The 18,810-nt window shown below is 45.5% G+C and carries 20 protein-coding genes and 1 other RNA gene; 12 read left to right on the forward strand and 9 right to left on the reverse strand.

What is annotated here, in order from left to right:
• Nucleotides 1–492 precede the first annotated feature (492 nt).
• From BUB19_RS24565 to BUB19_RS18950, 5 genes are all read left to right on the forward strand, one after another.
• Nucleotides 493–696 (forward strand): HepT-like ribonuclease domain-containing protein, encoded by a 204-nt coding sequence (locus tag BUB19_RS24565; RefSeq protein ID WP_245802904.1) that lies wholly within the window; start codon nt 493–495, stop codon nt 694–696.
• Nucleotides 697–1,188: 492 nt separating this feature from the next.
• The gene (locus BUB19_RS18930; protein ID WP_143156102.1) at nt 1,189–2,454 is read left to right on the forward strand and encodes a TolB family protein; all 1,266 of its coding nucleotides are present in this window, start codon (nt 1,189–1,191) and stop codon (nt 2,452–2,454) included.
• 113 nt (nt 2,455–2,567) lie between these two features.
• Nucleotides 2,568–2,819, forward strand: coding sequence for a transposase (locus BUB19_RS24795; protein ID WP_073096822.1), 252 nt, complete (start codon nt 2,568–2,570; stop codon nt 2,817–2,819).
• Between the two features lie 78 nt (nt 2,820–2,897).
• Entirely contained in the window at nt 2,898–3,149 is a 252-nt protein-coding gene (locus BUB19_RS18940) for a transposase domain-containing protein (protein WP_073096825.1), read from the forward strand.
• Nucleotides 3,150–3,827: 678 nt separating this feature from the next.
• On the forward strand, nt 3,828–4,223 hold the full coding sequence (locus BUB19_RS18950) for a PIN domain-containing protein (protein WP_245802906.1): 396 nt from the start codon (nt 3,828–3,830) through the stop codon (nt 4,221–4,223).
• 498 nt (nt 4,224–4,721) lie between these two features.
• On the opposite strand, the gene BUB19_RS18955 is transcribed toward BUB19_RS18950, so the two are convergent.
• From BUB19_RS18955 to BUB19_RS18980, 6 genes are all read right to left on the reverse strand, one after another.
• Nucleotides 4,722–5,813: an agmatine deiminase family protein gene (locus tag BUB19_RS18955; protein ID WP_073096834.1), complete on the reverse strand. Its 1,092-nt coding sequence runs from the start codon at nt 5,811–5,813 to the stop codon at nt 4,722–4,724.
• Nucleotides 5,803–6,678, reverse strand: a complete 876-nt coding sequence (locus tag BUB19_RS18960) for a carbon-nitrogen hydrolase (protein ID WP_073096837.1) — start codon at nt 6,676–6,678, stop codon at nt 5,803–5,805. The genes BUB19_RS18955 and BUB19_RS18960 overlap by 11 nt, the downstream gene beginning before the upstream one ends.
• A gap of 64 nt (nt 6,679–6,742) precedes the next feature.
• Nucleotides 6,743–7,882 (reverse strand): 1-acyl-sn-glycerol-3-phosphate acyltransferase, encoded by a 1,140-nt coding sequence (locus BUB19_RS18965; protein WP_073096840.1) that lies wholly within the window; start codon nt 7,880–7,882, stop codon nt 6,743–6,745.
• A gap of 152 nt (nt 7,883–8,034) precedes the next feature.
• Nucleotides 8,035–8,640, reverse strand: a complete 606-nt coding sequence (locus tag BUB19_RS18970; RefSeq protein ID WP_073096996.1) for a 3-keto-disaccharide hydrolase — start codon at nt 8,638–8,640, stop codon at nt 8,035–8,037.
• Between the two features lie 34 nt (nt 8,641–8,674).
• Nucleotides 8,675–10,021: a Gfo/Idh/MocA family protein gene (locus BUB19_RS18975; protein WP_073096841.1), complete on the reverse strand. Its 1,347-nt coding sequence runs from the start codon at nt 10,019–10,021 to the stop codon at nt 8,675–8,677.
• A gap of 317 nt (nt 10,022–10,338) precedes the next feature.
• Complete coding sequence (locus tag BUB19_RS18980) at nt 10,339–10,680, reverse strand: hypothetical protein (RefSeq protein ID WP_073096843.1); 342 nt, start codon at nt 10,678–10,680, stop codon at nt 10,339–10,341.
• Between the two features lie 194 nt (nt 10,681–10,874).
• Between BUB19_RS18980 and ffs the strand changes: the two genes are divergently transcribed.
• The 6 genes from ffs to BUB19_RS19010 all read left to right on the forward strand — a co-directional run bounded on the left by ffs (nt 10,875) and on the right by BUB19_RS19010 (nt 13,791).
• An RNA gene (ffs, locus tag BUB19_RS18985) (signal recognition particle sRNA small type) lies at nt 10,875–10,967 on the forward strand.
• Nucleotides 10,968–11,171: 204 nt separating this feature from the next.
• The gene (gene fsa, locus BUB19_RS18990) at nt 11,172–11,828 is read left to right on the forward strand and encodes a fructose-6-phosphate aldolase (protein ID WP_073096997.1); all 657 of its coding nucleotides are present in this window, start codon (nt 11,172–11,174) and stop codon (nt 11,826–11,828) included.
• Between the two features lie 87 nt (nt 11,829–11,915).
• A complete protein-coding gene (locus tag BUB19_RS18995) occupies nt 11,916–12,119 on the forward strand; it encodes a fructose-6-phosphate aldolase (RefSeq protein WP_073096845.1) in 204 nt (67 codons plus the stop codon).
• A gap of 1 nt (nt 12,120) precedes the next feature.
• Nucleotides 12,121–12,834, forward strand: a complete 714-nt coding sequence (locus BUB19_RS19000) for a cell division ATP-binding protein FtsE (protein ID WP_073096847.1) — start codon at nt 12,121–12,123, stop codon at nt 12,832–12,834.
• Between the two features lie 177 nt (nt 12,835–13,011).
• Complete coding sequence (locus tag BUB19_RS19005; protein ID WP_073096848.1) at nt 13,012–13,197, forward strand: CPXCG motif-containing cysteine-rich protein; 186 nt, start codon at nt 13,012–13,014, stop codon at nt 13,195–13,197.
• Between the two features lie 69 nt (nt 13,198–13,266).
• Nucleotides 13,267–13,791: a hypothetical protein gene (locus tag BUB19_RS19010; RefSeq protein WP_073096850.1), complete on the forward strand. Its 525-nt coding sequence runs from the start codon at nt 13,267–13,269 to the stop codon at nt 13,789–13,791.
• Between the two features lie 20 nt (nt 13,792–13,811).
• Here the strand turns inward: BUB19_RS19010 and BUB19_RS19015 are convergent, their stop codons facing one another.
• Entirely contained in the window at nt 13,812–14,681 is an 870-nt protein-coding gene (locus BUB19_RS19015) for an SDR family oxidoreductase (protein WP_073096852.1), read from the reverse strand.
• Nucleotides 14,682–15,083: 402 nt separating this feature from the next.
• Between BUB19_RS19015 and BUB19_RS19020 the strand changes: the two genes are divergently transcribed.
• On the forward strand, nt 15,084–15,890 hold the full coding sequence (locus BUB19_RS19020; RefSeq protein WP_073096854.1) for a hypothetical protein: 807 nt from the start codon (nt 15,084–15,086) through the stop codon (nt 15,888–15,890).
• A gap of 7 nt (nt 15,891–15,897) precedes the next feature.
• Here BUB19_RS19020 and BUB19_RS19025 read toward each other — a convergent pair whose 3' ends face one another.
• Nucleotides 15,898–16,644, reverse strand: a complete 747-nt coding sequence (locus tag BUB19_RS19025; RefSeq protein WP_073096856.1) for a LytR/AlgR family response regulator transcription factor — start codon at nt 16,642–16,644, stop codon at nt 15,898–15,900.
• Nucleotides 16,638–18,731, reverse strand: a complete 2,094-nt coding sequence (locus BUB19_RS19030) for a tetratricopeptide repeat-containing sensor histidine kinase (RefSeq protein WP_073096858.1) — start codon at nt 18,729–18,731, stop codon at nt 16,638–16,640. Before BUB19_RS19030 ends, BUB19_RS19025 begins: the two co-directional genes overlap by 7 nt.
• Nucleotides 18,732–18,810 lie beyond the last annotated feature (79 nt).

The raw sequence follows: 18,810 nt of genomic DNA on the forward strand, positions 1-18,810 counted from the left end.
GATTGTGGAGTTGTTCAGCCGGGAAAGTGTGGAAAAAATACTGGAAATCCTGGTCAACAAGATAGCCCGAAAGCAGGTAGCGGTAAAGAAGGGAAGGAAATTTTCTAGAAAGGGTCTGGGAAAATCGGCAAGGACCAACCAATACTATAAATAGCAAAAAAGGGAAGGAAAGAGAAGAAAATACAACATATCGCACCAAAAATTGACACCTGCTTCAGGAGTAAGGAAGCCTATGCCCGAAACCTGATAAAAAGCTCGCCAAGATACCGAAACCGGCAGGGAAAAATCAAAATTATTCCATTTTGAAACCAAAATAACAAACCAAAAAGCTTAACTTAATAGCATTGGGGAGGAGGCCGATGAATAAGAGGCAGGCAGTATGGCTACCGAAAAATTGTATCCTGAAGAGGGGGGAAATCCTGCCGGATAATGCCGGCGGGATTTTTTTTTGGGTAACGGTCAAAAGAAGTACCTTTCTTTGAAGATACGCCATTGAATTTTTTAGAGTATCAGAAGGATATAAAAACTAAAAGGGCGGTTGAAAGAAATATTGAAATTATTGGGGAGGCTGTAAATCGCATTCTTAAAGTGGAAAAAACTGTAGAAAGAAAAAAGCATCACATATCGACCACGAAAAGTAAAGTAAGGAAAAGGTATACCTTCAAACTTACAGAAAGTCGGCTTTTCGAATCCTAAAAACTAAAAAATCAATTTAAAAAGGACGAATAAGCCCCAAAAATGCTTAACTTAATAGCATTGGAGCCACCCCTTAGCGATGCCAACCATGCGATTACCTGGGCCAGTAAACCAACCGGATAGCTATTTCCAACCACCGTTTAGTGGATATATCCCCTGCTCGCGTTACTTTCCAGGCCAAATTTACCGCGACAAAGCCAAAACCAAGCCGGTACGTTTGCCGGGAATAAAGTTTTTGCGGCGTTTCCGCCATTATGTGTTTCCATAGAGGATGATACGCATCAGGCGTTATTTCTCGATATTAACTGTATTTACAATAATAACATTAAACAATTAAATTAATTTAGTATTTTGTTCTCGTGGTCAAGTATAGGTAGTATCATACGGCATCACATACCCTTTTTAATAAACAATTCAGGCAAATGATGAAGAAAAAGTGATGACATTTGATACAATAACCGATATAGTTATATAATCATAAATGACGAGCATATGAAACAATTAAAACTTCTGTTAGGGGTAATAATTCTAATGGGATGGTCTTGTAATAATGACGAAACAAAATATGTAGGTACAGTGAATTTGGAAGCCAGTGGACTAAGCGATGGCAAGTTAGCTATTAACAATGTGGCTACTTTTACAGCAACCGTAACCGACTATTATGGAGATGTTGCTAATCTTAACTACCGATGGACCTTGGATACCGAAAACGGTGAACTCTCTGACGGCGTAAACACACTTGCTAATTCCACCATTGCAGGGCACTCCATGCGATGCATTGGAAGAATTAGCGGCGATGAGCGCATAATTGTAGAAGTAATTACTGAAAACAATACGATTATTGCCTCGGCATATGTTGATTTTACTATTATCCCTTTTGCTGATACTCCCGATGGCCTGGGCTGTTATGACCAACCTAAAATTATTTACCAGTATGGAAATTCATCCTTTTATGTTTGTAATTTTGATGGATCTAATGCTGAATATATGGGATTTGGTGGTTTAAGTGTAGCGATATCGCCAAATGGCAAATGGATTGCTTACAACAAATTTGATGATGACCGAATGGGCTATTTTGCCTATTTAAGGAATTGTGAAACCAACGAAACAATAGAAATCCCCGGAGGAGATGGGGACGATTATTCACCTGAATTTTCATACGATAGTAAGATTTTATATTTTTTAAGGCCGGAACCTTCGCTTGAGGAGAATCATGCAGGGGGCCGCCCGGAAGATATTGCAGCATACAATATCGAAACAGGAGAGGATTATTTCCTAACCACATTGCATCAGTCCGATGAGCGTGTTTCCAAATTTACGGTCTCTCCGGTATCTAACGAAATTGCATTTATCCGAGCAGGTGAGGATATACAACCACGGCTTTCTATTCTTAACACGGAAAGTGGTTTAATTACAGATGTGTTGACGTTAAGTTTTACTCCAAATAGTAGTATGGATTGGTCTCCAAATGGTGAAGATATTATTTTTTCAAGCTCCAACATCCAAGCAGGAAAGGGCATCTTTCGCATGAGTCTTGTTGATGGCATAGGGCCACAGTTGATATTTACCGATCTTTCGCCACAATCACAGGCGCCTATAAATCCGCATTATTATGCCAATGGCACTCATATTGCCTGGACTGGCCAGGAAAATGGTCAGAATAACTTCAATATTTGGAGCATTGATGTAAATGGCAATGACCTGGAACAGATAACCAGTACCAGTGGAAATGATCTTGTACAAGGTGTATTGGAGTAAAGTCTTTAATGGAGATTATTAACTAGAACCCTGTAACCAACGGATATGTGGGGTAGTTGCACAACGCTCCTGCGCAATTACACCTCAAATGACTGTGTTCTTTCCATGAGCAGATGCAGCAGGCGTACGCTACTCCCTGCGTGGTGTTTGGCGAGCATCCCCTCAGCGATGCCCGCCAAGTAATTCATTACATGGGCCAGTACAGCCACCGGGTGGCTATTTCCAACCACCGCATAAAGGATATATCGGACACCCACGCTACTTTCCAAGCCAAAGATTGCCGCGACAAGGCAAAAACGGTACGCCTGCCGAGGGTGGAGTTTCTACCTATCCGGCCGATAAACCCCATCTTCCAGGAATTCTAAATAATGACTATAGGAAAAGCCATCGCCTACACACATAAAAGATGGGCAGGATTGAGTGCATACGCACTGCACGGGTAAATGGAAATTGATAATAATTTAGTTGAAAATGCAGTGAGGCCCCTGGCTGTCGGCAGGAAAGCCTTTTTGTTCGCAGGATCACATCAGGCAGCAGAAATGACCGCAACCATGTACTCTTTCATGGCGAGCTGCAAAAGGAACAAGGTAAATGAATTTGACTGGCTTAAGGATGTGTTCGAAAGAATCCAGAGTCATAAACAGAAGGACCTCTACCAGCTACTGCCCTCCAATTGGGAGCCTGCCTGCCGATAGGCAGGGAATACAGAACCAAGGCATAAACATTACCTGCTATAATTCCTAGATAAATCTAATGGGGTCCTCGGATGGATACCAAGCTTTGCCACTTGCTTTGCTTCGGGTAACAGCTTGTCCAGATTTTTATCGGGAACCCCGCGCGTAAGGGATACCGAGAAATCGGCACAGGCGTTTCACCCTCTGGAATAATTTGGTATCTTCGATACCAGATGCTCATGCCGGACACACACAGCGATTATAGCAAATGGGGGCTGAATGCCAAAAAAATTAAGATATTACAACTAAACAACATTCGGTCGGGCGTACAAAGATTCGGTTTCAAAATGCCACAGCCAGGGCCGTTGCAGGGAAGTTGAAGAAGAACCAAGTATATTGGAAATCAGTTCTATGATGTAATTTCATATAATTATTAAAATTTAGGTTTTGACACATGCAGAACGCCATATCATTGAAACTCATTCTGAGCTTTTTGAAAGTTTGAGTTCAGGAAGCAAATTAGAGCTACTTGAACGACTTGCGAAATCTATAAGGAAGGGCAGAAAGTCTAACGAAAAGGATTTTTTCAGTTCCTTCGGTGGATTTTCTACAGAAATTCCCGCGAAAGAAATCATAAAAGGTATCAGAGAAAGTAGGAAATTCAGATCAAAAGACTTGAAAATTTGATAAATTCAATATTTGCTTGATACAAGTACATGTGTCTTTTTTTTGAGAGGGGAACTCCATCTTGATAAAATTATCAGGGAAAAAGGTCTTGAGAATATCTTCATCTCTGAAGTAACAGTTTTTGAACTGAAATACGGAGCAGAAAACAGCGCTAATCCAAAAAAATCTCACAGAGCGGTTGATAAATTTGTAAAAGGGTTGACCATCATACCGATTTTTGGAATAGTAGACCAATATACCAATTACAAAGTCTTGCCAAGAAAAAACGGAAAACCGATGCATGTTGAATTTGATTTGATCATTGGAGTTACTGCACTTGCAAACGAAATGATTTTGGTAACTGACAATAACCACGATTTCAGGTACTTAGAAAACCTGAAATTGGTAAACTGGTTGGAAAGAAAATAACCTTCCTGTAATCGAGAAGCCCGACCTTAGCCATTTGGCTCAGGATGAGGCGCTCACATTTATCTGTCGCTGAAATGACCTGCGTACGTAGGGGTCTGGTATACGGTAGTTCACTGAAATGTACCGCGCATAAGGATACCGATTATAATCAGCACAGGCTTCCCACCCATTGTACAGGTCAACTTTTTGACCTATATTCACCTTTGCAGGCGTACAAAATGGATGTTAACAGAATGCTTGCGGTGACTTCCTGAAAGATAAGGTTTATCGGACGGCCACGAGCGATGGATATACCGGGGCATATTGCCCCCCTGAAGTTGATTTTGGCTTCTTGCAGTAAACAACCCGGTAAGGAAATCAGATCTGCATCTAACTGCGCACAATCAAAACACAAGGTGTAGCTCTGTGAAAAAATACCTATTACCGCAACTCAAGCCCTGCAATAGCAGAAAATATTTCCCTACCCTGCTAAAAGGGATTCCGTTGTCAGAATCCGAATCACAGATAAGCCGGCTCCTGCTGGCTCAGGCAATGAAAGGATCCTAAGCCCCAGATCAAATCCCAGGAATCTACCCCCACTACCTCCCTGTCCGGAAAACAGCGGCTGAGTATATCCAGTGCTTTTTCATCATTTTTATCCCGGAAGGTGGGCACAATCACATGTTTGTTGGCGATGTAAAAATTGGCATAGCTGGCGGGTAGGCGGGTATCTTCATAGATCACCGGAGCAGGCATGGGCAACTCAACAATATCCAGCGCTTGCCCATCCGGCAGGCGAAAAGCCTGCAGGAGCTCCAGGTTTTCCTGCAATACCTGGTAATTCTCGTCCTTCTTGTTTTGTTCCACCACCGTCACGACTTTTCTTTCACTGACAAAACGGGTGAGGTCGTCTACGTGCCCGTCTGTATCGTCTCCCACTATGCCATCCTTCAGCCAGAGCACCTGTTGGATACCGTAATACTCCATTAAAAAATGTTCGATCTCTGCTTTGTCGTATTGGGGGTTCCTGTTTGGATTCAGCAGGCAGGCTTCTGTGGTGAGCAAGCTGCCCTTTCCGTTGAAGTCTACCGAGCCTCCCTCCATAATGATGCCGGGCTTAAAGGAGGGTATTTTAAGGAGGAGTGCTACCTTTTCCGGGATCTGGTTATCGAGGTCAAAAGGAGGGTACTTATTGCCCCAGGCATTGTAGCCCCAATCCACGATGGCCTTTCCCATTTCCTGATGCTCATTCAATAAAAAACAGGGGCCATGATCCCTGCACCAGGCATCGTTGGTCGGGAAATGGTAAAAAAACACCTGATTCAGATCTGCTCCGGCCCGTGCCAGGTGAGCAGTGGCAAAGTCCTGCATTTTTTGATTCGCCAGCATGATATTTACTTTCTCCCCCTGTGCCAGGTAAGCGACAAACTCACTGTAGGCCGGATAGATGCTTTCAATTTTTCCGGGCCAGGAGGCTTCCTTGTGTGGCCAGCTCAGCCAGGTGGCCTCATGGCGGTGAAATTCCGCCGGAAAGAAATAGCCCAACGCCGAGGGACATGCGGGGTCGCTGCCTGTACGGGTCTTAAAGTTAAACCGGGGATCAATTTTCATCCAGATAACGCTTTAATATTGGATCATAGCTTTCAATCCTCCTGTCCCTGAGAAAAGGCCAGTGCGTCCGGTACCTGTCGGACTGCGCCAGGCTCACGGGCACTACTTTGATGGCCTCATCCAGGTGTGGTGCCTGATAGGTTACTTTTCCAAAAGCATTGGTAACAAAGGATCCGCCCCAAAATTGCAATTCACCTTCTTTTCCGGTGCGGTTTACTGCCACTACCGGCACCCCGTTCGCTACGGCATGGGACCGCTGTATGGTTTGCCAGGCCTGGTATTGCTCTTCATTGGTGGCTGGATCCTGCGATTCGTGCCAGCCTATGGCTGTGGGATAAAACAAAACATCAGCCCCAAGCAGGGACGTAATTCTCGCTGCCTCAGGGTACCATTGGTCCCAGCAAATGAGTATGCCCAGTCTGCCGTATCTGGTAGGAAACACCTTGTATCCCAGATCTCCCGGTGTGAAATAAAACTTTTCGTAAAATCCCGGATCATCGGGAATGTGCATTTTTCGGTATTTGCCCAGATAGCTGCCGTCGGCATCCAATACTGCCGTGGTATTGTGATAGATTCCTTCAGCCCGCTTTTCAAATAAAGAGGCGATGATCACGACTTTCAGCTCTTCCGCCAGATTAGAAAAGATTTCCGTACTTGGTCCCGGGATAGCCTCTGCAAGAGAAAAGTTTTCGTAAGCCTCTACATCACAAAAATAAAGCGACCTGAAGAGTTCCTGAAGGCAGACTACCTGCGCTCCCTGTGCGGCAGCTTCTTTAATCGCGGCAATCGTTTTTTCAATATTTGCTTCGGGATCGGCACTGCAAGTCAGTTGGACCAATCCAATATGTAAATTCTTGTCTGTCACGAAAATGGCATTAATGGTTAACTTACTACAAAAGTATCAAAAAAATCCGTTCAACGCGAGACTGCTAGGTGGCCAAAAGCTGCATCTTCTCCTTGTGAATGACCGGATTGGCATACATGGCCAGAAAATTCTTTACCGCTACCGGATTGTTCAATGCAAGCCCGGCGCTCATTCTCTCCTCAAATTCCATTTTCTCCTGTAAGCTATATTGCCCTTTGTGAGCTTCGGACTGGTTGAGCAAATCCAGTGCTATATAGTTGGTAGGCCATAAGCGATAGTTTTTTACAATTTCTCTGTCCAAGACGCCTGCCAATGCCTGGAGTTGCTTGTTGACGGTTTTTTCTTCCTTGAAAATCGACCTGATTTCATCGTCCAGAAAGTCACCTACTGAAATGTGGATGCGTTTTTTCTGCCCCATGATCCCGCTCATCAGGGTCCTGAAGTCCTCATTTTTCTGTTTGACATAGGTTTCTTCCCTGGCTTTAGCCAGCAGCTCCGGCATTTTCAACATATCAGTGGGGTCATTTTCGTAGGAAATGGACACCGGAACGATTTTTAGTTTGATCAGGTAATCTTGTAAGGGCAGATCTCCTGCTGCCTTGGAAAGCATCTTCAACACCCCCTTCTGGGTCAGGTCCATACCATCCTTGGTCCTCCCTTCACGCTGGGCGATCCATACAGACCTGTTTTGCGAAAATATTGCGTCCCGTATATATTCCGAATTTAACAGGGAATATTCCAGCATGGCTTTACTACTGAGCCCCCTGTGCACGATAAAATTTCTGGTGAGCCTGGATAGGGTTTTCAAAAAGGGCTTTTTCACCAGATTATCGCCAATAGCAGAGGTAGTCATGAGCAGCCCATGCTCATAGAGGGTAGTATTGAGTAAGGAGGTGTCCAGGATTATATCCCGGTGATTGGAAATAAACAGATAAGCCGTATTGGGCTGCAGTTTTTCAAAGCCAGAGGTCGTCAGGCCACTGGAACTTACTGCCAGTACTTTCTGCACGGAATGGTAGATAAAGTTAATCTGGAAATCCCGTATTGAATGGGTTTTTAACAACTGGCCGGTCCATTCTTCATCCTTTTTCTCCGGAAAAGTGAAATTCATCATTGCCTTCATCATGGGATGGGCAGCCACTTCCTTTAAAGCTCCGTTGACTTCACTATCGTAAAAAGGTCTTATCGAATCGAATTTGGACATACTTTTTGTATTAACAGCGTGCAAATTACAAAAAATGGCCCAAAGCTCCCTTCCTTTTGTCAAACAATAGTAGGGAACGCAAAAAAGCCCCGCTTGATACAGGGCTTTTCTGTGTTAAAGACTCATCAGGGTCAATTTCCTTACAAAGTTTCTTACAGGGTTTTTACCTTGATATCTTTCCAGGAAATTTTTAGTCCTCCACCGCTATGGATCTGCAGGGCGATCTGGCCCTCGCCGTCTCCTATCTTCTCATCGGTATAGTCGACCATTTCCACTCCATTTAACCAGGTGGTCACATGATCTCCCTGCACCCTGATCTTGATATCGTTCCATTCGCCGAATTTCAGGTTTTTGTCCTTCTCCGGATCAGGCTTGATCAGCCAGCCCCTGCCGTAAGATTCGTAGATCCCTCCGGTATCATTGCCGGGAGGCGCCACTTCTACCTGCCATCCGGACACTTTGGTACCCTCAAAGGTGGATCGGAAAAATATGCCGCTATTTCCATCCTGATCTTGCTTGAATTGTGCTGTCAACTCAAAATCCTTGTAATTCTCCTCCGTGCCGAGATATCCGTATTCGGCATCAGGGCCACTTTCGGAGACCAGGATCCCATCTTCGACATACCATTTCTCAGTTCCATATACGGTCCATCCCGACAGATCTTCCCCGTTGAAAAGTTCCTTTTCGTTTGAAGAAGTGCAGGACAATATCAATGCCATGGCCAGCATCAATGCGCTGTTTTTTACGATTAATTTCATCATTTGCTATGGGTTTTATTTATCTGTTTGAAGGTTAAACCAATTTCATGTTTACAGGATCCCATTGGATAAATTTGTCCTGAAAATAGCTGTCATTGCACAGCAAAGCAGGTGCAGCGGCACGAAACGCAAAGACAGGATCCTCGGTCACCTGTCCGCCCTCGCGAATTGCCCGGAAGAAGTTTCCGAAATGATCGTAGTGCGCGCCTTTGTAGCCAGGCTCTACTTTATATACCATTTCATTGGGAGGCAGAATTCTCTTTCTGTCGGCTGCAGCCCCCCGCATCCTGGCCTGGGCCTCCATGAAAGGATCGTCGCTAGCGGTCTGCTGATTGGTCTTCACCACTACCTCATCCCATTTCACATCCATAGATCCCTTACTACCTACAATCTTCAGGTAGGTGGACCCGCTGGTACCGTCTACGAAGTTGCACCGCAGTGAGAGATTAAATCCGGGATGCTGCTCACTGTCTGGGTATTGAAACATGCCCAGCAATACGTCCGGTACTTCCCTTCCGTCCTTCCAGTATCTCAAGCCACCCATGGCTGAGATCTTGTCCGGACCCAGTGAATTGGTAATGAAATGTAAACTGGTAAACAAGTGTACAAACAAATCTCCCGACATGCCCGTACCGTAATCCAGGTAGTTTCTCCACCTGAAAAAACGCAGCGGATCGAAATCCCTACTCGTGGTATTGGAGATGTACCGCTTCCAATCGACGGTTTTTTCCGATGCATCATCAGGCACCAGGTACTGCCATGCGCCCTCAGGGGAATGCCGCGCCCAGAATCCCTCAGCATAATTGATATCCCCTATCACACCGGCTGCCAGAAGCTCCTTTGCTTTTTCATTCCCTAAACTGGAAATTCCCTGGCTGCCCACCACAAACACTTTTCCGGACTTCCTCCAGGCATCAATTACCTCTTTGCCTTCGCTCACATCATGTACCATCGGTTTTTCGCAGTAGACATGCTTGCCTGCATTGAGTGCATCCACGCTGATCTGTTTGTGCCAATGGTCAGGAGTCCCGATCAGCACGGCATCAATATCAGCTCTCTTGAGTATTTCCTTGTGGTCTTTGGTCAGAAATAAATGATTCCCCCACTTTTCTTTGGCCGATTCCAGGCGCCCGTCATACAGGTCGCACACAGCCGTAATCTGCACATTATCGTGCTCAAGAGCCGTATTCATGTCCTGTGTACCCATGATGCCGGCACCGATCAGCGCTATTTTCAGCTCCCTGTCTGCCGGCATGGGATTCTCTCTTCGCATGGACTCAAATTCTCGTGCCTCCTGACGCGCAAAGGCTGCAGGCGCAAGCGCTGAGGCCGCCCCTGCCATACCCAGTCGTCTCAAAAACTTCCGTCGGTTATTTTCCATTTTTTATAGTTTGATCGAAACAGGCAATAAATATAACCAATTATTAAGACATATTTTTACTCAATAAAATAAACTTAATAAATAATTTTGGCTATCTCAGCGGCAATCGACATTTATTGTACTCCTACACAAAAAAATCTCTTTCCGGTAGAAAGAGATTTTCATCTTATAGTTAAGTTGGTTTAGCTTGTCTTTTTCAAGACTACTAGCCCAAAAACGGTGCCAGAGATGTGGATGATGCCTCCTTATATATGAGCGCGCTGTCGAGACAGCATGCTCAGAGCGCCAGCCGATGGGGCAATCCCATTGCCTGGCTATTACCGGTTTGGCCGCTCCTGATTGGGCTGGTTCTGATATCGGTTGTTGTAATCCGGGTTATTCGGATCCATGATCCGCTGCTGGGGCCATTGAGGAGCCAATTCCTTTTCCTCGAGACTTACAAGCTCATCGTTTTCGAAGGTAGCCAGCAGATAAAAACGCTCATCTTTATTGATCCGGTACACTTTTTTTTCATTGTTGAGCTGGCTGATGACCGCATCTTTGTTTTGCCGCAGAAATTTGCTTTCAGACATGCCCAATTGGTAGGGAATCCTCGGCTGAAACAAAGTACAGGATCCCATTAAAAATATCAAACTCAAAATTCCCAGTTTTTTAATCATTTTGCTCAGTTTTAATTAAAGAAATTTTATCCTTTTACTGCTCAGGTCACTGACCGGATTGTTTGGAAAGTAAATGCATCGACTACCCCGTGAAAACAACAATAATACTGCCAATAAATTTCCCCCTGATACCAAAGAGTTTGCTCTGCCCTATTTATTTTTCTTTGCAGATGAAGTTATTTTATTTACCTTTGTGGTGAGCGGCACGACCAGCTCCTGCTAAATCCCCCAGGTCCGGAAGGAAGCAAGGGTAGGCGGTTGTAGCGGTGCGATGCCGCTTATTTTTTTATCCTTTTCCCAATCGGATCCTGCTTTTAATTTATTTTGCATTAAATTTACCGGCAAACCAAGACTTAAATTATCGGACATGAGGCAAACGACAGCGGGGATGGTTTTTGAAAGTTGGGGAATACTACATTTTACATCTTCAAGAATCGCTCTGAATTACGCCTTTGCAGTCAATGCAACAACAAATAAACACCTATACACACATGAAATTCTTTATTGATACAGCGAATTTAGATGAAATAAAAGAAGCCTATGAATTGGGGGTATTGGACGGAGTGACGACCAACCCATCCCTGATGGCCAAAGAGGGCATCAGCGGAGAGGAGCGCGTCAATGCCCACTACAAAGCGATCTGTGACATAGTAGATGCAAACGTAAGCGCGGAAGTGATCGCTACGGACTTTGACGGCATGATCAGGGAAGGAAAAGCGCTGGCTAAAATCGATGATAAAATCGTGGTTAAGGTTCCCATGATCAGGGAAGGGATCAAGGCGATAAAGTATTTTTCAAGTGAGGGCATCCGGACAAACTGCACCCTGGTTTTTTCCGCCGGGCAGGCCATATTGGCGGCAAAGGCAGGAGCAAGTTACCTTTCTCCTTTTATCGGTCGCCTGGATGACATTTCTTTCGATGGCCTGGACCTTATTGCACAGATCGTACACATTTACCAGAATTACGGATTCGAAACAGAAGTACTGGCAGCTTCTCTGCGCCATACGATGCACCTGGTCAAGTGTGCAGAGCTAGGTGCAGATGTGGTGACCTGTCCTTTAAAAGTCATTACCGGATTATTGAACCATCCACTTACCGATAAAGGGCTGGCACAATTTCTGGCAGACCATGCCAAAGCCAATAAATAAACTGATCGGAGGGCAGGATAAGTACCTGCCCTTTTTTGGCTGCCGTTTGTTCAATAGCTGCATATATTTCAAACTAATCCACTGGCCATGTATATCATTAAAGTAAAGGGTAAGGCCAAAATCCCGGACTACATCCAGATCAGAGACGAAAATTTTGTGCTGGTAGCCTATTTCAGGGCGGACCGTCCATTGAAAAACATGGAAAAGTTTGGCCTGGAAGGAAAAGAAGCGGCGTTGGAACAACTGATCAGGGAACTCCCCTTTGGTAAACTCAAAAAACTCAGCCTCTGATATGATTTTCTCCAACGAGCCTGTGGTCAAGGTGAGCAATGCCTGTATTTTTCAGGGCATCAATACTATCCTGAAAAATGTAAATTTTAATATTGAAAAGGATGAATTTGTTTTTTTAATCGGACGTACCGGTAGTGGCAAAAGTTCTCTGCTCAAAACCCTTTATGCGGACCTGCCATTGATCATGGGCGAAGCCGAGGTGGCGGGGTACAGCATTTCAAGCATTAAGAAAAAAGAGATTCCTTTTCTCCGGCGCAAGCTGGGTATCGTTTTCCAGGATTTTCAATTGTTTCCCGATCGCAGCGTAGCAGAAAACCTCTACTTTGTACTACGTGCCACCGGCTGGAAGGACAAGATAAAAATGAAAAACCGGATGATTGAGGTATTGATGGGTGTGGGCCTGGGGGGAGCTGCCACCAAAATGCCGCATCAGCTTTCCGGTGGAGAACAGCAGCGTGTGGTGATCGCGCGGGCCCTGTTGAATGAGCCCTCTATTCTTTTGGCCGATGAGCCTACAGGAAATCTTGACCCTGATGTTTCAGATGGAATTTTCAAACTGTTCCAGGAAATCAACAAAAAAGGCACGGCTATTCTGATGGCCACCCATAACTACGAACTGCTTAAAAAATATCCATACCGCATTCTTAAATGCGAAAACGGACATGTATTGGATAGCAAAACTGCGGATATTTCCCTCTCTGGTAGCGGCCTCTGATCCGCACCGTTATGTACCGTAACTTATTTTCCCCTGTTTGCCTGCTCTGAGCATTTCACCATCGCCGGTAGCTTCCTGCGCTACCCTGCAAATCTATTCCTTCCACAAATATCCTTGTTTCCGGCAACTTTTGACCTCCCAATGGAGTAGTAAACAATAAGCAACCCAGATATACCGATGGAAATTGAGCATTATTTTCAGTGCCCCTACTGCCTGGCCGAAATCTCCATGTTGTTGGATCCAAGTGTAGCGCAGCAAGAATATATAGAGGATTGTGAAGTTTGCTGCAATCCGATACAGGTAGCTTATGGAATAGAAAATGGAGAACTTCACTGGTTTAATGCATCTGGCATAGAACAGTGAAATTTTATTGAATTTAGCCTTGAAAATCCTGTTCTAGCCCTTATTTTAGGTGAAAAATCGGATAGGGATATGGTTAAAATTTTACGTTTTTTATTCATTTTTGTAAGTTTTTCACATTCCATTCAGCTCTATGCTCAGATCGAGGAAGAAATCAGAACAGCCGGACAGATTTACGCCTATGCGCAGTTGCACGGGGATCATGAGATCCTGCTGGATTTTACCTACCCCACGCTGATCGAAAAAGCAGGCGGAAGAGATGCCATGAAAAATATACTGAAGCAAATTCAGGAAACCAAAGAGAAAAAAGGGCAGCATCTGACCTCAGTAGAATTCGGAGAGCAGATCGAGGCCGTCACGGTTGCGGATGAAATCCATGCAATCGTACCCATCACCCTGGTCACCAAGGTACCGGGAGGCACCCTCACCAATACCAGCAACCTAATCGCCGTGGGTACCGAGAATCGCGGAAACTGGTACTTCATTGAAACCACTTCGCTGGAGGAAAGAAATATCAAAAAGGTTTTGCCCAATTGGGACCATAGCCTAACGCTTCCTTTTAAAAAACCCCCGGTATTTAAAGAGGACAAGCGCTAGTCCGGAACAGCTGATTCTTGCTACCGGTTCTTTCTTTTCTTTTCCATGTCGTCCCAGACGCTGTTGCTGACCGCTTTGAGTCCATTAAACTGACCTGCACCCTGCAGCCACTCCCCACCGTCAATGGTGATGATCTCCCCATTGACATATGAGGCATACGGAGAAATCAGGTAGGCAGCCAGGTTGGCCAGCTCCTGGTGCTCACCTACACGTCCCAGAGGCACGCGCCTGGCAGGGTCAAACTGCGCTGCAAACTCGCCGGGCAAAAGCCTCTCCCAGGCACCCTCAGTGGGAAATGGTCCCGGGGCAATGGCATTGCTCCGAATCCCATAGGAAGCCCATTCTACGGCCAGGGATCTGGTCATGGCCAGCACGCCGGCCTTTGCCGCCGCACTAGGCACCACATAGGCGGAGCCGGTAAAAGCATAGGTGGTCAGGATATTCAGGAACACTCCAGCCTGTTTCTTTTCTATCCAATCTTTTCCCGCAGCAAGGGTCACATTCGCAGTTCCTTTTAGTACGATGTCCAGGATAGTGTGAAAGGCATTTGCGGAAAGCCTCTCGGTAGGGGAAATAAAATTGGCAGCGGCATTGTTGACGACCACGTCAATATTCCCATAATGCTGCCTGCCCGTTTCGAACATCTGTTCCACCTGACCGGTATCTCTGATATCACAGGACAGGGGCAGTACTTCTCCCCCTGTCTGTTCCCTCAACTCTGCTGCTGCCCGTTCCAGAACGTCCATCTTCCGGCTGCTGATGAGCAGCTTTGCCCCCAAACTCAAAAAATATCTGGCCATAGATTTACCAAGTCCGGTACCTCCCCCCGTCAGGAGCACCACCTGGTCTTTGAGCGCATCGGGTACAAGCATTCCTTGATTTGATTTCATTTATTGACAATTAGTTAAAGACCGTCAGATGTCCGCCCGGATGATACCCGGTCGATGGACAATATGTAACGATTAAACCTATCTTTTCACTGTATATTTGAGGATGATATTAATCGTACAATATCCATAAGATTTCGGTGTACCTGTCAAATTTTCCTTAAAATAGCTAAATTTGTGGGCATTAAAATGATATGCCGCTCGTTTATTTATCTTTGCAGCAGAGTATGGTGCCGAGAACACAACACAAGATTGAGGTGTGCTTTTAAAAAGTGTCTGTCTCAGGCAGGCAGGGCACAGTATGGGATGATTGCCCAACCCAGTATATGTTTCTGACTATCAAGGCCTTCATACCGGCATAGAGACCGGGGCAGATTATGCCTTTAAAATACAAAACATTAACAGATGAAGTCTTTTCTCAGGTTCAGTTTTTGCTTTCTTTTTCTTTCCTGTAATCTGGATGTAAACCGGGAATTGCAGATCGATCAGTCGTATGAGGGGGAGGAGGCTTATTGGGTTTCAAAATCCCTGGATGAGCACCTGCACCTGGCTTTTTACGAACCGGGTGCTTACAAAAAAAAGTCATTCACAGATAGTCTTCCGGGATGTCCGGTGGTTTCCTTTTCGGAAGATTCCCTGAGCATTACCCTTGATTATGATCAAAGCAATTGTGAAGATACCGGTTTACCAGACATAGAAGGGTCCATTCTGCTGCAATACAGCCTGCCGTCACCCGGCAGCACGGACACCGTCCACATGGTCTTTCAGGATTTCCGGCAAAGCCAGACTAGCTTTAACGGAACCCGTCGTTTTCGCGTTGCTCAAAAACGGATCGACAATAAATTGATGGTAGAATTTACGGATTCGCTGTTGCTGAAAAACAACCTTGGTTCAAGCACCCGGCTGAAGCCCCGGTTGGAACACCAGGTCAACTATGAATCTGGAATGGTATCGCAAATAAACACCAGGGGGGCCATGGGTGGCAGAAACTGGAGTGGTAACGAGATCAGTGTAGACCTGACCAAAACCCTGGGGGCCGAATGTCTGGCCAGTTTTATTTTCAGACCGTCTACCGGCATTGAAACCTGGACAGTGTTGCGGACGGGAGCACAAGCCGTTGACCATGAGTTAGTTTATTCCAAAACCGGCGTTTGTGACACCAAAACTACCATTCGGCTGGCGGAAGGAGTCGTGATGGAGAAAAAACCCTGATAATGCATTAGGGCGCCCGCAGTGCTTTAAGCAGGGCTTCTTTTTTTCGGGTAGACACCTCTATCTGTGACCCATTGTCCAAAACCAGGGTTCCACCCTTACCTTTTCGAAATTGTCTGACCTTTGACAGGTTGACCAGATGGCTGTTGTGCACCCGGAAAAAGCCCAGGCTATGTAACATCAGCTCAAATTCCTTCAGGGTTTTCGCTACCGTCACTTTTTGTTTGTTTTGGAAGTGAATAACAGTATAATTCACGTCGGCCTGTAAATGGCTGATTTCGTCCGGATCCACAAAATTCAAGCCTTCCTGGGTGGGAATAGGAATTCGCTTTTTTGGGCCATAAAGCAGATCCGGCCCATCATTATTTCTGGTCCCTCCGAAGGGTTCCTTTGCCCTTTTAGCCCTGATCCTTTCCAGGCTTAGCAGGAGTTCATCGGGATCTATAGGCTTTAACAGGTAATCCACCGCATTTGCTTTGATTGCTTCTATAGCATACTTTTCATGCGCAGTAGTAAATACCAGCTCAAAAGGCCAGTCCGCTCTGCTTCCTAACCAGGTAAAAATAAGCTGGTCGTCCAATTCTATGTCCATGAAAACAACATCGGGCAACTCGCCTTTCAGGACCCTGTCCAGGTTATCGGTATTTGCATAGGAACCCAGGACCTTTACTTGCCCTCCGGCATATACATCAAGGAGCGTTACCAAGCGACTCCTGCAGTGATCTTCATCGTCAATGATTATTGCCTTCAGCATAATTCAGGTATTTGCAATTCTACGCGGTAGCCTGTATCCAGCGCACCATGATTTACACTAGCCTTCATTTTTTGAGATTGGTTCCATACAGCGATTCGGTCTTCTGTAAGGCGCATGCCCATAGAATGTCCATTTTTGGTCTTCGCCAGGTTCGCCGATGCCTTTATACCCCTGCCATTGTCCTCCACGACGAAGGTGATGCCATTTCCCGTTTTCCTGATGAGGATCTTTATTTCTCCGGAAACTTTATCCTGTGTAGAAAAGCCATGCCAGATGCTGTTTTCCACATAGGGCTGTAAAAGCAAAGGAGGAACCTGGATTTTTTCGGGCTCAAGCTCCTTATCTACGGCTATGGTGTAGGAAAACTTTCCATTAAACCGAAAAGACTCCAATTGCATGTAGATCTCGAGCATCTGCAAATCCTCCTTTAGCGAAATGGTTTGTTCTGCACTTTTTTCCAGGATCATCCGCATCAGCCGGGCAAATTTTCCCAGATAGTAATCGGCTGTAATGGGATCATGTTTCAATATAAAATCACTGATTGCATTCAGCGAATTGAATATAAAATGAGGATTGAGCTGGGCTTTAAGCCATTTCATTTCCGTCTCGGCGATTTTCTGCTTAAGGGCGGCTTCTTTCTCTCTTTCCCGGGCATCCCGTTTCTTCTTGTACAATACAGCTACTATCAGAGAAAAGAAAACAAAAAAGGCGAAAGTCCCCGCAATCAATTGCTTTTTGTAAGCCTGTTCCTCGAGTGCGGTCTGCCCTATGGACAGGGCTTTTTCATGGGAGGCCTTTAGAATAGCCTCCTTTTTATCAAATTCAAATCGGGTCTGCTGTCTGAGCAATTCCTTTTGTTTGTCGTCATTCATTACGCTGTCTCTGAATTCGAGGTGCTTTTTGTGCCAGAAAAGTGCGCTTTCATAATTGCCCGCCAGTGCATAGGTGTCACTCAGCCCCAGGTAAACATCCTGAAGCAGCGATTTTGCACCAGATTGCAAAGCCAGTTCTTTGCCCTTTTGCTGGTATTCCAAAGACTTTCTGATCTTGTTTTGTGTGGTAATGGACGCATAAGGCAGGAAATCGACCGGCATGGCAGCGATCAACATCCCCATCAGGTGCAAATTCATGGCAGCATTTTCCAGGTCGTTTGTCTGGGCATAGACATCTATGGCCTGCAAATGAGATTGATAGGCCTCATCAAAACGACCCAGATTTAAATAGGCCTTCCCCATATTGCTCAGGTCGCTACCAATCCTCCGCTGGTTACCGATCTGTTCGTTGATCTCCAGGGCATTTTTGAAATGTACCAGCGCCTGCTCGGGCATCTTCTTCTTGTCCAGAATCACGCCCATATTTCCCAGGGCATTGGCCATTCCCTGCCGGTTTCCTGCTTTTTCAAACCAGGCATAGGCGCGCTTTTGGTAACTCAGTGCAGTATCCAGCTCCCCGGTATTTTTATAGACCAGACCAATGTTTGTAGCGAGATTGGCCTGCAACATTTCTTCTTCCTCAGGTATCAATTTCAGGGCATCAAAAAATGTCTCCAGCGCCTTGGGGTAATCGGCAAGAGACAGGTATACTACTCCTAAGTTGGACAAATTATAATAGCGTCCCGGCGGATGATCAAGGGCTGAAAATCGGGATATAGCCTCTTCATGACTGCGGATTGCCTCAAGAAATTCAGATTGATTGTATTGAATCAATGCCATATTGCTCAGCGCCTTCGCCGCTCCCAGTTGATTATTTAGTGTGGTATGCCGGTTCATGGCTTGCATGTAGGCATACAGGGCCAGAGAATCATCGCCCCTGGCCCAATAATTTGAGCCCAGGTTGTTCCAGGAGACCGCCTGGTAATGCTCATGGTGCATCTTTTCTGCCAATTCGAGTGCTCTTTGCGCATAATAGATACCAGAGTCGGGTTCGATACTGTAAAAAGCATAAGCCATTTCATTCCAAAGCATCAGCCTGACAGAATCCGCAATTGCAGGCTCGCCGACAATTTGCCTGAGACTGTCCAGTTCCCTGCCCTGCCCCGATACCAGGCAGGGAGCTATCAAACCTATCCAAATAACAAATAACCTCATGATGCGATTAAACCAATCACAAAATAATCCTTTATTGGATCAATTACTAAATAATAGCGTGCAAAAAATAAATGATTGC

This window comes from Cyclobacterium lianum, from assembly GCF_900143075.1.
GTDB classification, from domain to species: domain Bacteria; phylum Bacteroidota; class Bacteroidia; order Cytophagales; family Cyclobacteriaceae; genus Cyclobacterium; species Cyclobacterium lianum.

What these genes read in the sequence shown, in the direction of transcription:
- BUB19_RS24795 (WP_073096822.1), top strand. Translation starts at nt 2,568, where the DNA reads ATGCAGCAGGCGTACGCTACTCCCTGCGTGGTGTTTGGCGAGCATCCC.
- BUB19_RS18965 (WP_073096840.1), bottom strand. Translation starts at nt 7,882, where the DNA reads ATGTCCAAATTCGATTCGATAAGACCTTTTTACGATAGTGAAGTCAAC.
- BUB19_RS19020 (WP_073096854.1), top strand. Translation starts at nt 15,084, where the DNA reads ATGAAGTCTTTTCTCAGGTTCAGTTTTTGCTTTCTTTTTCTTTCCTGT.
- BUB19_RS18940 (WP_073096825.1), top strand. Translation starts at nt 2,898, where the DNA reads ATGGAAATTGATAATAATTTAGTTGAAAATGCAGTGAGGCCCCTGGCT.
- BUB19_RS19000 (WP_073096847.1), top strand. Translation starts at nt 12,121, where the DNA reads ATGATTTTCTCCAACGAGCCTGTGGTCAAGGTGAGCAATGCCTGTATT.
- BUB19_RS18955 (WP_073096834.1), bottom strand. Translation starts at nt 5,813, where the DNA reads ATGAAAATTGATCCCCGGTTTAACTTTAAGACCCGTACAGGCAGCGAC.
- BUB19_RS19015 (WP_073096852.1), bottom strand. Translation starts at nt 14,681, where the DNA reads ATGAAATCAAATCAAGGAATGCTTGTACCCGATGCGCTCAAAGACCAG.
- fsa (WP_073096997.1), top strand. Translation starts at nt 11,172, where the DNA reads ATGAAATTCTTTATTGATACAGCGAATTTAGATGAAATAAAAGAAGCC.
- BUB19_RS18930 (WP_143156102.1), top strand. Translation starts at nt 1,189, where the DNA reads ATGAAACAATTAAAACTTCTGTTAGGGGTAATAATTCTAATGGGATGG.
- BUB19_RS19005 (WP_073096848.1), top strand. Translation starts at nt 13,012, where the DNA reads ATGGAAATTGAGCATTATTTTCAGTGCCCCTACTGCCTGGCCGAAATC.
- BUB19_RS19025 (WP_073096856.1), bottom strand. Translation starts at nt 16,644, where the DNA reads ATGCTGAAGGCAATAATCATTGACGATGAAGATCACTGCAGGAGTCGC.
- BUB19_RS18995 (WP_073096845.1), top strand. Translation starts at nt 11,916, where the DNA reads ATGTATATCATTAAAGTAAAGGGTAAGGCCAAAATCCCGGACTACATC.
- BUB19_RS18980 (WP_073096843.1), bottom strand. Translation starts at nt 10,680, where the DNA reads ATGATTAAAAAACTGGGAATTTTGAGTTTGATATTTTTAATGGGATCC.
- BUB19_RS18970 (WP_073096996.1), bottom strand. Translation starts at nt 8,640, where the DNA reads ATGAAATTAATCGTAAAAAACAGCGCATTGATGCTGGCCATGGCATTG.
- BUB19_RS19010 (WP_073096850.1), top strand. Translation starts at nt 13,267, where the DNA reads ATGGTTAAAATTTTACGTTTTTTATTCATTTTTGTAAGTTTTTCACAT.
- BUB19_RS19030 (WP_073096858.1), bottom strand. Translation starts at nt 18,731, where the DNA reads ATGAGGTTATTTGTTATTTGGATAGGTTTGATAGCTCCCTGCCTGGTA.
- BUB19_RS18975 (WP_073096841.1), bottom strand. Translation starts at nt 10,021, where the DNA reads ATGGAAAATAACCGACGGAAGTTTTTGAGACGACTGGGTATGGCAGGG.